Origin of the sequence: Paenibacillus lactis (genome assembly GCF_017873605.1) — a bacterium.
Taxonomy (GTDB): domain Bacteria; phylum Bacillota; class Bacilli; order Paenibacillales; family Paenibacillaceae; genus Paenibacillus_AQ; species Paenibacillus_AQ lactis.
The window spans coordinates 15,379-27,822 of record NZ_JAGGKI010000024.1; the positions used below are offsets into that span (position 1 = coordinate 15,379).

9 protein-coding genes are annotated in these 12,444 nt (G+C 53.1%); 6 read left to right on the forward strand and 3 right to left on the reverse strand.

All coding sequences use genetic code 11. The features are described 5' to 3' along the window. Positions 1–106: 106 nt before the first annotated feature. Together J2Z18_RS26965 and J2Z18_RS26970 are read left to right on the forward strand one after the other, a co-directional pair. Complete coding sequence (locus tag J2Z18_RS26965; protein ID WP_007129263.1) at positions 107–2,293, forward strand: methyl-accepting chemotaxis protein; 2,187 nt, start codon at positions 107–109, stop codon at positions 2,291–2,293. Between the two features lie 318 nt (positions 2,294–2,611). Further along, a complete protein-coding gene (locus J2Z18_RS26970; protein ID WP_210095594.1) occupies positions 2,612–4,423 on the forward strand; it encodes a peptidoglycan D,D-transpeptidase FtsI family protein in 1,812 nt (603 codons plus the stop codon). On the opposite strand, the gene J2Z18_RS26975 is transcribed toward J2Z18_RS26970, so the two are convergent. Continuing rightward, a complete protein-coding gene (locus tag J2Z18_RS26975; RefSeq protein ID WP_210095595.1) occupies positions 4,351–5,586 on the reverse strand; it encodes an AI-2E family transporter in 1,236 nt (411 codons plus the stop codon). The genes J2Z18_RS26970 and J2Z18_RS26975 overlap by 73 nt on opposite strands. 142 nt (positions 5,587–5,728) lie before the next feature. On the opposite strand from J2Z18_RS26975, the gene J2Z18_RS26980 reads away from it, so the two are divergent. Further along, the gene (locus J2Z18_RS26980; protein WP_028405009.1) at positions 5,729–7,117 is read left to right on the forward strand and encodes a polysaccharide deacetylase family protein; all 1,389 of its coding nucleotides are present in this window, start codon (positions 5,729–5,731) and stop codon (positions 7,115–7,117) included. 129 nt (positions 7,118–7,246) lie between these two features. Here the strand turns inward: J2Z18_RS26980 and ilvD are convergent, their stop codons facing one another. Next, on the reverse strand, positions 7,247–8,935 hold the full coding sequence (gene ilvD / locus J2Z18_RS26985; RefSeq protein WP_007129267.1) for a dihydroxy-acid dehydratase: 1,689 nt from the start codon (positions 8,933–8,935) through the stop codon (positions 7,247–7,249). 268 nt (positions 8,936–9,203) lie between these two features. Continuing rightward, positions 9,204–9,449, reverse strand: a complete 246-nt coding sequence (locus J2Z18_RS26990) for a KGG domain-containing protein (RefSeq protein ID WP_007129268.1) — start codon at positions 9,447–9,449, stop codon at positions 9,204–9,206. Positions 9,450–9,656: 207 nt separating this feature from the next. Here J2Z18_RS26990 and J2Z18_RS26995 point away from each other — a divergent pair, with 207 nt between their 5' ends. The 3 genes from J2Z18_RS26995 (at position 9,657) to mgrA (ending at position 12,444) form a co-directional block, all read left to right on the forward strand. Continuing rightward, on the forward strand, positions 9,657–10,430 hold the full coding sequence (locus J2Z18_RS26995; RefSeq protein ID WP_007129269.1) for an HAD family hydrolase: 774 nt from the start codon (positions 9,657–9,659) through the stop codon (positions 10,428–10,430). A gap of 158 nt (positions 10,431–10,588) precedes the next feature. Next, on the forward strand, positions 10,589–11,347 hold the full coding sequence (locus J2Z18_RS27000) for an NAD-dependent protein deacylase (protein ID WP_210095596.1): 759 nt from the start codon (positions 10,589–10,591) through the stop codon (positions 11,345–11,347). A gap of 83 nt (positions 11,348–11,430) precedes the next feature. Continuing rightward, the gene (gene mgrA / locus J2Z18_RS27005) at positions 11,431–12,444 is read left to right on the forward strand and encodes an L-glyceraldehyde 3-phosphate reductase (RefSeq protein ID WP_210095597.1); all 1,014 of its coding nucleotides are present in this window, start codon (positions 11,431–11,433) and stop codon (positions 12,442–12,444) included.

A 12,444-nucleotide genomic window follows, 5' to 3' on the forward strand; every position in this document is an offset into this window, starting at 1 on the left:
AAAACACCCCCAATTGACGAAATATAAAGTAACGAATACGTTACGCGGATCCTTTTGATAACGTATCCAAGATTTAATACTATGATTGTGGTAGGTGAACAGCAAAATGTCAGGAGTAGAACAGCATGAACAGAAGCCGAAGAAAGATAAGAAACCCGGAGGGAAGCAGAAGAACGGGGATAAGACCAAGAAGAGCCCTTCGGTTTCACAAGGAATACATAATGCCAAGTCCATGTTTTCTTCCATGGGGGCAGCCGTAGCGCGGATGCCGGTCAATCCATCGAAATCCGTCGGGATCCGGCTGTTTTTGATCTTTTTTGCGGCCATCGTCTTCTTCGTTATCGTATTAGGCTGGTTGTCCTATGACAAGGCGAGAAGCACGATTGAGAAGAATGCGGCGAATGCCAACCAGCAGACCATCATTCAGACCTCGGAGAAGATCGACATCATCCTGGAGAAGTATGAGAGCGCAGGCCGGTCGATATTCTACGATGTTGAACTGCAGAAGCTGCTTGATGAAGTATCGGGCACGAATCTGAGCGATTATGATCGATTTACGATGGAGCGGGAAATCCGGGACAAGCTTTCCAATCAGATCAATTCGGATTCTTCAATCCGGGCGATGTATTTGATTCCAGCCCAAGGGGAGCGGATTTTCTCGGCAGGACAATCCTCGAAGGCATCGCAGACCGTCTTTGAGCAGGCATGGTACAAGGAGCTTATCGAGGGGACCAAGAAGGTCGTATGGCTGCCGTCGGCGGAGGACAGCGGAGCGCCGTACTTTACGGTGGCACGGGCATTAAGCTCCATGAACAACCTGAACTCCAAATATGTCGTGATGTTCGAGCTGAATTCGTCCATCCTCGATCAGCAATTGGAGGGCATCGATCTCGGAGACAACGGGGAGCTTCAGCTCGTAAGCCCGGACGGGACGGTTGTATCGTCCGCGAAGCCTGATCAGGTTGCCGCTCCGACCGAGTGGACCTTTACGAAGGAGCTTTCTGAGGAGTCGAAGACGGACAGTCTGAGAACTCAGGATGCGAACGGAAGAGAAGTTCTTGCGGTTTACAATACGCTGGGCATCAATGATTGGAGATTGATTGGCGCCGTACAGACCGGCGAATTGACGAAGGATGCCAACAGCATCTTGATGATTACGCTGATTGTCGCTGTTGTTGACGTGATCGTAGCGATCCTGATCGGATTATGGATGGTGCGGATGATCGCCCGTCCGCTGGGCAAGCTCAACCTTCTGATGAAGGAAGGGGCGAAGGGCAACTTGAACGTCCGCACCGATCATAAGAGCCAGGATGAGATCGGTCAGCTGTCCGCGAGCTTCAACGATATGATGGAGCAGATTACTTCGCTCGTACAGCAGACGAACAACACGGCTCAGGATGTATTGAAGACCGCTGCGGAGCTTAGCGATGCTTCCAAGAAGACGGCTCTTTCCGCGAAGGAGATCGCCATCGCCACGGAAGAAATTGCGAACGGAGCCAGCAGCTTGGCTGTGGAAGCGGAACGGGGCAGCGATCTGACGAACAATATTTCGAAGCAGATGGAAATCGTCGTGAATGCCAATGAGGAGATGGGCAAGTCGGCCCGTCATGTTGAAAGCGCGAGTGAGCTCGGCACGAAGCATTTAAGCGACTTGCTTGATAAGACTCATCAGACCGAGAATATGACACGCTCCATGATGCATAAGGTGGATGGGCTCAAGGAGACGACTTCTTCGGTAGCTAAAGTGTTGGATGTATTGCAGAATATTACGAAGCAGACTAATATCCTGTCGTTGAATGCTACGATTGAAGCTGCCAGAGCCGGTGCCGCCGGACGCGGATTCATGGTCGTAGCCGATGAAATCAGGCAGCTTGCGGACCAGTCCAGACAATCGATCGACATGGTAAGTCAGATCACGGACCGCATCATGGCTGAAATGAACGAGACGGTCCAGGTGCTGCTTGATGCCAATCCGCTGTTCAAGGGCCAGATCGATGCCGTCAAGGAAACGAACGATATCTTCGTATCGGTCCAGCAGCAAATGGTCGAGTTTATCGAACGGCTGGATTCAGTCACGTATTCCATTGACGAGCTGAATCAATCCCAAAGCGTGCTGTCGGAAGCGATGACGAATGTGAGCGCCGTGGCCGAGGAATCCTCTGCAACATCGGAGGAGGTTGCTTCCCTCTCTACGGAGCAGCAGAGCGTCAGCAATCAGCTGGTGAATCTATCCACCAAGCTTGAAAATGTATCCAATGAGCTTAAAGAGACGCTATCGCGTTTTAGGCTGTAATCCGAAAAAACAGGGGCCCGCAGGTCGAAGCGACCGGGGCTCCTGTTTTTTCGCTCCGTATCCCGCTCGGTATCTCGCGTTTTCGATCCGTATCTCGCTCTGATTCGCTCCGAGCCGAAAGCAACCTATTCCCTTCTTCCGGCAGCAACCAAGGTTATGAAGCGATAGGACGGGCTTTAAGAAGAAAGCCATTAATTTAGGCATTTTGGTCAATACTAAGGGCTCACGCGAATCCTAAGTCTGTAAGCATGGTGGGATTGTTTCCCGATGCAAATGGAAATAATGGACATCAACGATTCGCGTGGAGGTAGAGAATTGATGAGGCTGGTCCGTAACCGAAGAATAAAATACGGATGGATCATATTGACCGTGCTCCTGATGATCGTGACGGTTCGCCTGGCATGGGTCCAGTTGGTGATGAAGCATCAGCGGGTGCCGGGGAGCCGGCATACGATGGTGGAAGCATCGCTTATTCAGCGCGAGCGAGGGATCGTGCTCGATTCCGGGCGAGGCCATTTTACCGACAGGCATGGACAAGCCCTGACAGGCGGACTCACATGGGCAGCCGTCTTGTTCCCTGTAACGGAGAAGGAGCTAAACGATTCAAAAACCCAGATCGATCGCCTTGCCAAGATCCTGCGAACGGATGCGAAGCATTTGAAGCAAGTGTGGGGGAAACAGAGGGAGCCCCAGCTGTGGCATGGAAAAAATGCTGCCATTCCGCTTACCTTGTCCAAGGATCAGATCCTGCAAATTCAGGAGCTCCATCTGCCCAAGGTCAAAATTCTTCCTTACGAGCAGCGATATGGAAACCGGCAGTCGGGCATGCAGTGGCTGGGATTCGTGTCGGGCCAGCGAAAAGAAAGCCTGTTTTATCAAGATGAACCGGAGATTACGGGGACCAGCGGATTGGAAAAAACCTTGGATGCGCTGATCCGGGGCGATGGTTCAACGATTGTGTATTATCCCGTTAATAGCGGCAATGAAGTCATACAGGATCTGAAACCGATGGTCAAGGCGCCCAGCAATCCCTATTATCCGCTGCGCGTCGTCACCACCGTGGACGCTAAGATCCAGCAAGGGATCGAGCAATTGACCGAGACCGCAGGCATGAAGGAGGGGGCCGTCGTTGTTTTGGACACCCGTAACGCGGATATCGTAGCGATGGTTTCGAGGCCTTTTTACAATCCGGAGTCGATTCAGCCTGAAGACGGGGCCTGGGAAAATCGCGGGATCAAGGCGAAGGCACCCGGATCCATCTTCAAGCTGGTCACGGCTGCGGCGGTTCTCGAGCACGGCTTGAGCACAGAGGACGAGGTGTTTCACTGTGATGGGGAGTACGGGAAGTTCGGGCTGTCCTGCTGGAAGGAAGGGGGACATGGGACGATCGGACTGCGCGAAGGCTTCGCGGAATCGTGCAATGTCGTCTTTGCTGCACTTTCAGAGCGGTTGACGGCGTCCCAAATGCAGTCGGCGGCAGCGGCCCTTGGCTTTGGTCAAACCGTCGGCTGGGAGGCCAGAGATTTTCTGGGGCTCCCCACCTTGCGGCCGCTGGATCTTGAACAGAAAGGGACCGTCTTCTCAGACAAGGCCGATGCGGGTGATGCCGGTGTGCGGGTACAAACGGGGATCGGACAGCGGGATGCGGCGGTTACGCCGCTCCAGGCTGCGAATGCGGTTGTGACGCTGCTTCACGGCGGGGTGAAGACGAGGCCCCGCATTCTGAAGCAGATCCATTATGCCAACGGACAGCTGCTTAAGGAGGCAAACCTGCTGGCAGAACGGCCGGCCAAGGGAGGGATTTCCCGAAGAACCTCATCCATTTTGCTGGAGTGGATGGAGGATGTTGTTCAGGATGGGACAGGCTCCTCCTTAAAAGACCGGAAATGGAAACTGGCAGGCAAATCGGGAACCGCCCAGGTAACGATAAAGGGCCGTCCCCGAAATAACCAGTGGTTTATCGGGTACGGCCCTGTGGAGCAACCTCGTTATGCGATCGCTGTGCTGGTCGAGAATCGGAGTCCGAACAGCCGCAATCAGGCAACCGACATCTTCGGTCAGGTTGCAGACTTGCTCGCTTCGTTGGAGTCCGGATCCAAATCGGGATCTGGATCGTCATCGGAATCGTGAACTGAATCGGGATCCGAATCGGAAGCGGGATCCGTTTCGGGCTTGTCCGGCGATGGAGTAAATTCCCATGGGGAGACATCGAATTCTTCGCTTGGCAGATGAATCCATTGCTGCAGATAACCTTGCGCAATCAGCTCTTTAATAAGAATGAGCAGAATCGGCGCCAGGATCAGTCCTGCGACCCCGAATATCGACAGGGAGATCATCATGAAGGACAGCATGAGAAATGCCGACGACACGCCGATGGAATTGCCCGTGATCTTCGGCTCCAGCAGCTGGCGGGAGATGACGACCACGGAAAGAAGAACGATCAAGCCGACCGCAAGCCCCGTGTTGCCGACGATGAACAAATAGATAATCCATGGAATAAGAATGACGGGAACGCCAAGCAGCGGCAACACGTCAAACACGGCGCAAATCAATGCGATGGACAAGGAATTCCCCGTTCCCAGAATGAGCAACCCGATATATACGATCACAAACGTGATGCTCACCAGCTTCAATTGTGCCTTCAAATAGGAACCGATCGCTTTGAAGACGTTATTCTTCAGGAACAGGAATGCGGTTTTGAAGGTTTTCGGGGTTTTATCTTTGGCAATTTTGCGCCAGCTCCCGATTTCCGTGCTCAAGAAGAAGGCGAGAATAATCGCGACCCCGAAATTAGCGATAAAAGCGGAGAACGAACCCATGAAGCCGACGATATAATGTAGGAACGATTGGGCCGCCTCGGTCGCGATGTTGGTGATGTCCTCAAAATATCCGTTCAAACGAAGCGTAAGATCCGGCGGCAGCGCCTCCAGCTTATTCTGCAGGAACAATACCGTTTCCGAGAAATGGCGCTGAAGGGTCCTCGTGTAGTCCGGCAGATTATCTTGAAGGTGCAGGAATTGGGATACAATGATTGCTCCCGCTCCGAACAAGATCCCGAGGATAATCAGCAGGAAGAGCAGAACCGATATCGCTGCGGCAAAGGGCTTTGGAAGGCCCCTTCGGTGAAGAAATCTGGAGAACGGTTCAATAATCAGAAATACCAGAAAGGACAGGAACACAGGGGCGGCGATCTGGTAAAGCTTACTGAATATGAACATAATCAGGTACACGGTGAGTACGATTAAACCAATATCGAATGCGGTTCTCCAATATTTTTTGTACAAGGGAAGCATAGTAGAGTATCGGCTCCTTTAAACTATAATAATTGATACCATTGTACACGATTTAAGAAAAAAAAGCCTATTTCTCAATGTGCTATGCTAAAATAATATAGGGGAGTTACTTAGAAATAGAAATAAAAAGCGGGGAGTTAGCATGCAGACACTACTGCTATGGTTGTTTTATCTTTCATCGTTTTATGCATTTATTCCCGGCATCCTGACCCGGATATTCGGTTTCCGCGTATTCCGCAGAGGCTCAGGCACGAATGAATTTGCCTTGACCTTTGACGACGGTCCAGATCCGTTATATACGCCAAGACTGCTTGATTTATTGAAGCGGTATGATATGAAGGCAACCTTCTTTGTTGTCGGTTCCCATGCCGAGAAGCATCCGGAGGTTGTCAGACGGATTCACCGAGAAGGCCATCTGATCGGGATCCACAATTATGTCCATAAGAGCAACTGGCTGATGAGACCGGTCACGGTCCGCAAGCAGGTGAAGCGGACGGATGATATCATTTACGAGATAACCGGTGAACGTTCGACCTATTATCGGCCGCCTTGGGGAATTGTGAATCTGTTCGATTTTGCCAAGAATACGGGATGTCGGATCATATTGTGGTCCTCCATGTTCAGTGACTGGCGCAGCAAAATCGGTGCCGACCGATTGACGGAGCGAATCCTGGCCAAGCTTCGCGGCGGGGAGGTCATGCTGCTGCACGATTGCGGCACAACCATGGGTGCCAATCCGGATGCGCCGGAGCAGATGCTCATCGCGCTGGAGCGGGTGCTGGAGGTCGCACAGCAGAAAGGAATGAGAAGTATCCGCGTGGACGAAATGATGGCCAAGGAAAGCAAGTCGAAGGTGAAGAAGGTGTCCCTCCTGAAGCGTATGCTCGTCTCTGTCTGGCTCTTGTGGGAAAAGGGATTTCACGCCCTGTTCTCGCTGGAAACCGTCACGCCTGACGATCCGATGCTTCATTTCCGCAAGCGTGCCTATACAGGCAAGCCGGTCGTGATGGAGGACGGCACCCGGTTGGATAAAGGAGATCAGGTGCTGGAGCTTCATTTTGATAATCGCAAGCTATACCAGATCGGCAGCCGCTCCCGTTCGGAGATGCAGCTGGCCATTCAGATGATCCGTGCGGTGCAGAAGGATTTGCCGACTCTGGCGAATATGGTGCTGGAACGGCCCGAATTTAAGGAAGTTCGCGGTCTGTACGGGGTCAGCATGATATCCCGCGGACCCGAGCAGTTCGGATTCCATGTGCTCGATCTTCCGTCCGGACTGTTTGCAAGCTCGACACGTCTGTACCTAAAGCTTCTGCTAAGCGTGATTCATCCGAAGGGCCAAGCAAGACTGAAGGAAGGAAGCCAGGTCATGGAGCCGAAAATGCTGATGATGCCTGTGGAGGTACTGATTGAGCGCTACGCGGAAAAGCGGACGCCTTCGGTTAAGCCGCCGACCGAAGAGCCTCATGAGCTGGCGCAAGAGCAGGTTGTGGACTTAACGATAGCGGGTGCCACTGCATCGAGAATGTAATGGTAACAGATTCATATCAGGGTACGAACCTATGCAATAATGACAGATTCATTTCAGAATTATTTTCGAAAAAATAAAGGGTTACTCCTACAGACCGCTATGATCTGAGGGAGTAACCCTTTTGTTGTATTAGATTTTCATGACGCCGCCGGAGCTTGCGTTCGTAACCAGCTTGGAGTAGCGGGCCAGATAACCTGTTTTCACTTTAGGCTGGAACTCGACCCATTTGCTGCGGCGCTCAGCCATTTCTTCTTCGCTTACGCCGAGCAGCTGAATCGTCCGGTTGTTCAGATCAAGCTCGATGATATCCCCGTCCTCGACGAATGCGATCGGGCCGCCCTCAGCCGCTTCCGGTGAAATATGGCCGATGCTGATGCCGCGGGATGCGCCGGAGAAGCGTCCGTCCGTAATCAGGCCGACCTTCGCTCCAAGGCCCATACCGGCGATTTGGGAGGTAGGCGCAAGCATTTCCGGCATGCCCGGTCCGCCCTTCGGACCCTCGTAGCGAATCACGACGACGTGGCCTTCCTTGACCTTCCCGTTCGCAATGCCTTCAAGTGCCTCTTCCTGCGAGTTAAAGCAGATGGCAGGACCCTTGTGGTAGCCGCCAACCGACGGGTCGACTGCGCCTACTTTAATGATCGAGCCTTCCGGAGCAAGGTTGCCGTACAGCACGGCCAGGCCGCCGCGTTCGGAATAAGGACGGTCGATCGGATGGATGACGTCGGTGTCCTGAATTTCGCATCCGGCCACGTTCTCGGCAAGCGTCTTGCCGGTTACCGTAATGCAGTCCCCGTGAAGCGCGCCCGGCTTCTTCAGCAGCTCATTCAGCACGGCGCTGACGCCGCCGGCCGTGTGCACGTCCTCGATGAAATAGTCCGAAGCCGGAGCCAGCTTGGAGATATGCGGCACGCGGTCAGCCACCTCGTTAATCCGCTCCAGCGGGTAATCCAGCCCAGCTTCATGCGCAAGGGCGAGTGTATGCAGAACGGTATTGGTCGAACCGCCCATAGCCATATCGAGCGCAAACGCATTGTCGATCGCTTCGATCGTTACGATGTCGCGCGGCTTCAAATCCATCTTCACGAGCTCCATCAGCTGCTTCGCCGATTGTCTTACGAACTCCTTGCGTTCCTCGGCAATGGCCAGAATCGTACCGTTCCCCGGGAGCGCCAGACCGAGAGCCTCGGCCAGACAGTTCATCGAGTTGGCGGTGAACATGCCGGAGCAGGAGCCGCAGGTAGGACAGCCGTACTGTTCGAGCTCGAGCAGCTCTTTATCGTCGATTTTGCCGACTTGGTGAGCGCCGACGCCTTCAAAGACGGAGGTCAGCGACAATCTGCGTCCCTTGCTGTCCACGCCAGCCTTCATCGGACCGCCGCTGACGAATACCGTCGGGATATTGACGCGCAGGGCGCCCATGAGCATTCCAGGCGTAATCTTGTCGCAGTTCGGGATGCAGACCATACCGTCAAACCAGTGTGCGGATACGACCGTTTCCAGGGAGTCCGCAATAATTTCGCGGCTTGGCAGGGAATAGCGCATTCCGATATGGCCCATTGCAATGCCGTCATCCACGCCGATCGTGTTGAATTCGAATGGAACACCGCCGGCTTCGCGGATGGCTTCCTTAACGATTTTGCCGAATTCCTGGAGATGCACGTGGCCTGGAACGATGTCGATATAAGAGTTGCACACCGCGATAAACGGTTTGCCGAAGTCTTCCTCTTTAACGCCTGCGGCACGCAGAAGGCTGCGGTGCGGCGCGCGGTCAAAGCCTTTTTTGATCATGTCTGAACGCATTTTTTTGGTTGTCATGATGTCTTGTTTCCCCCCAGATCTATTATGAATTGTTGCGCTTTAGCGCGGTCTTCCGGCAAAGCAGCCGGATACCTCTTAACACCGAAAATAGGTTTTAAATGAGTCTATCACAAAAAGGTAGGTTTTTCTACATGATATTAATAGGAAGCGATGGGGGGAGCGAGGGTCTGCGCGGCAAAAAAGAGCCTGCTCCCCAAATTGGGGAACAGGCCTCCCGGATTGCTTATTTATAGAGGTTGTTCAAATAGGTCGTTTCGTACTTATATTATTTTCGTCCGCCTTTGCGGCCGATTTCCTGATAAAACTCTCGGGAATGATTCCGGGAAGTAGCTTCGCCGCCCTTTTGCCCGATTTCCTGGTAAAACTCGCGGCTGTGGTTGCGTGACGTCGCCCGCCCGCCTTTTTTACCGATCTCCTGGTAAAATTCCCGGCTGTGATTTTTAGCCGTAGCTTCGCCGCCTAAACGGCCGGCTTCTTCTCTAGTCATCTTGCGGTTATTGTTCTGAGCCATCACCAATCCTCCTTATTTTGACATCATTGCTTTGCTGTATCTGTTACTTACCACGCCTCAATTGTCATGAATCACAATATTTGACTAAAGATTGGAAGTTTTTCGTTTGAACGGCACACTGGAAAATTCGGATGGATTTTAGCTTATATCCGCGTCCGATTCATGGTTTAATAATAGTAGAACTTGACGACCGGGGAGGGTCATCCATTGCCGAAACTGCAAATATCAGGAAAGGGACAATCGGTGCCTTGTGAAGGAATTCTGTTTGACAAAGACGGTACGCTGCTCCATTTCTTGACATTATGGGGAGGATGGGCGGAATATGTGCTGGACTCCATGGAGAAGCAGCTTGCGATGATGGGGGCCGGTTTTACTAGCCCCCGGGAGCAGGTGCTCGGGACGAAGCATGATGCGAAAGGGCAGATCTGCGGTTATGATGTTACCGGCCCGCTGGCCATGGGGACCGTGGAGGAAACGACGGGCATGCTCGCCTGGCAGCTATATGCCGCAGGCATGCCGTGGAACGAGGCGATTACTCAAGTCAAGCAAATGACGAAGAATGCCATGTATGAAATCCGCCGCCGCAAGCCGGCCTTTCCGATGACGGGTCTCGAGCAATTTTTGACGAAATGCACGCAGGCATCCGTGAAGCTGGCCGTCGTTACGTCGGACGACACCGCGGCCGCGATGGAGCATATCGAGTGGCTCGGCCTTAGCTCATTCTTTACGGCTATCATCGGCCGGGATCAGGTCCGAAACGGCAAACCTCATCCGGACATGGCGGAGATGGCGTGCAGGCTGCTCGGCATCAAGCCGGAGGAGGCGGTGGTCGTCGGAGACAGCAACGCGGATATGCAGATGGGCAAGCAGGCGGGGGCAGCCCTGGCGGTAGGCTTGTGCGACAATATCGAAGATGCGGCTCATTTGATAGATGCCGATGTTGTCATCTCCGATTATAATGAACTAGAGGTGTATAGATAGACGTGAGGATTTTGATAAAATCCAAAGAGCGGCTTTCAATCAGCAATTTATAGAGCGAATGGGTTTGGTTCGTCTCTAAATTGTACCGGGAGCGGCTTTAATCGAATTTAGCAAAATCCTGAAACGACAGCGATTATGGCTGTGTGGAGGTGTGAAGAGTGGAGAACAGGAAAAAGATCGAGCAGTTGGCAACATGGATTGAGGCAAGCGATTATATTGTTTTTTTCGGAGGGGCCGGCACGTCTACCGAGAGCGGAATACCTGATTTCCGTTCGGCAGCCGGTCTGTATCAGAGCGAGCATCAGTCTCCGTATCCGCCGGAGGTTATGCTCAGCCACTCATTTTTCATGAAGCACCCTGAGGTGTTTTATGATTTCTACCGGAGCAAAATGCTGCATCCCCATGCTCAGCCGAACGGCTGTCATCGCCTGCTGTCGAGACTTGCGCGCGAGGGCAAGCTGAAAGCAGTTATTACGCAAAATATCGATGGTCTCCATCAGAGCGCCGGCTGCACCGACGTGCTGGAGCTCCATGGCTCGGTGCATCGCAATTATTGCATGGAATGCTCCCGGTTTTTCAGCCTTCAGGACATTCTGGACATCAAGGAGACCGTTCCGCGCTGTCCGGACTGCGGCGGGGTGATCAGACCGGACGTTGTATTATATGAGGAAGAGCTTGACCAGAAGATCCTCATGCGCTCGATTCAGGAAATCTCGACGGCGGATCTGTTGATCATCGGTGGCACTTCATTGACCGTACATCCTGCAGCCGGCCTGGTTTCCTACTTTCAGGGAAGCAAAGTAGCCCTTCTGAATGCGGATCCTACGCCGTATGATCATCGGGCGGGACTCCTGATCGCGGATCGCATCGGCGAGGTCATGACGGAGGTTGACAAGCTGATCCATACCAAGCTGTAATCGTTTTCTTGTCAACGGGCGGCAAAACAGGATAAGATATTTCTTGCAACGGACGTAACCTTAATCGAGAGGCAGGGATATAAGTGACCTATGTGGCTAGCGAAGACCGCTATGAAGGCATGATCTATAACCGCTGCGGGCGATCCGGATTGAAGCTTCCGGCTATCTCGCTCGGCTTGTGGCATAATTTCGGCGGCATCGATACGTATGAGAACGGACGGAATATGATTACGCGCGCATTTGACCTTGGTATCACGCACTTTGACCTGGCGAACAATTACGGACCGCCTCCAGGCTCAGCGGAAGAAACGTTCGGAAAGATTCTATCCAGGGATCTGAAGGCGTACCGCGACGAGATCGTCATCTCTTCAAAGGCAGGCTATTATATGTGGCCGGGACCTTATGGCGATTGGGGCTCGCGCAAGTATCTGGTATCCAGTCTCGATCAGAGCCTCAAGCGGATGGGATTGGATTATGTTGATATTTTCTATCATCACCGGATGGATCCGGAGACGCCGCTCGAAGAGACGATGATGGCGCTCGATCACATTGTCCGGTCCGGGAAGGCCTTGTTTATCGGAATATCCAACTATTCCCCTGAGAAGACGAGGGAAGCAATCGCGATTCTCAAGGATCTCGGCACGCCGCTGCTGATTCATCAGCCGAGCTATTCCATGCTGGACCGGTGGATAGAGAACGGCCTGCTGGATGTGCTCGAGGAGAACGGTGTGGGCAGCATTGCCTTTACGCCGCTCGCCCAGGGGCTTCTGACCAACAAATATTTGAATGGCGTTCCTGTCGATTCGCGCGCCGCCAGCGCGTCGGTCTTCTTGAACGAAAGCAACATCACGCCGGATGTTCTCCGCAAAATCCGGGCGCTGAACCAGATGGCGGCGGCACGCGGACAGAGCCTGGCTCAATTCGCGCTGGCCTGGGTGCTGCGGGGCGGAAGAGTAACCTCGGCCTTGATCGGTGCGAGCAAGGTGAGTCAGATCGAGGATAATGTAGCTGCCCTGAATCATCTGGAATTCTCCAAGGAGGAGCTCGACCGGATCGAAGCGATCCTGAAGACGGAGACCGAGGATAAGTCGTCCTAG

Coding starts and splice junctions, on each gene's coding strand:
- ilvD (WP_007129267.1), bottom strand. CDS start 8,935: ATGACAACCAAAAAAATGCGTTCAGACATGATCAAAAAAGGCTTTGAC.
- J2Z18_RS26980 (WP_028405009.1), top strand. CDS start 5,729: ATGCAGACACTACTGCTATGGTTGTTTTATCTTTCATCGTTTTATGCA.
- J2Z18_RS26965 (WP_007129263.1), top strand. CDS start 107: ATGTCAGGAGTAGAACAGCATGAACAGAAGCCGAAGAAAGATAAGAAA.
- J2Z18_RS26970 (WP_210095594.1), top strand. CDS start 2,612: ATGAGGCTGGTCCGTAACCGAAGAATAAAATACGGATGGATCATATTG.
- J2Z18_RS26990 (WP_007129268.1), bottom strand. CDS start 9,449: ATGGCTCAGAACAATAACCGCAAGATGACTAGAGAAGAAGCCGGCCGT.
- J2Z18_RS26975 (WP_210095595.1), bottom strand. CDS start 5,586: ATGCTTCCCTTGTACAAAAAATATTGGAGAACCGCATTCGATATTGGT.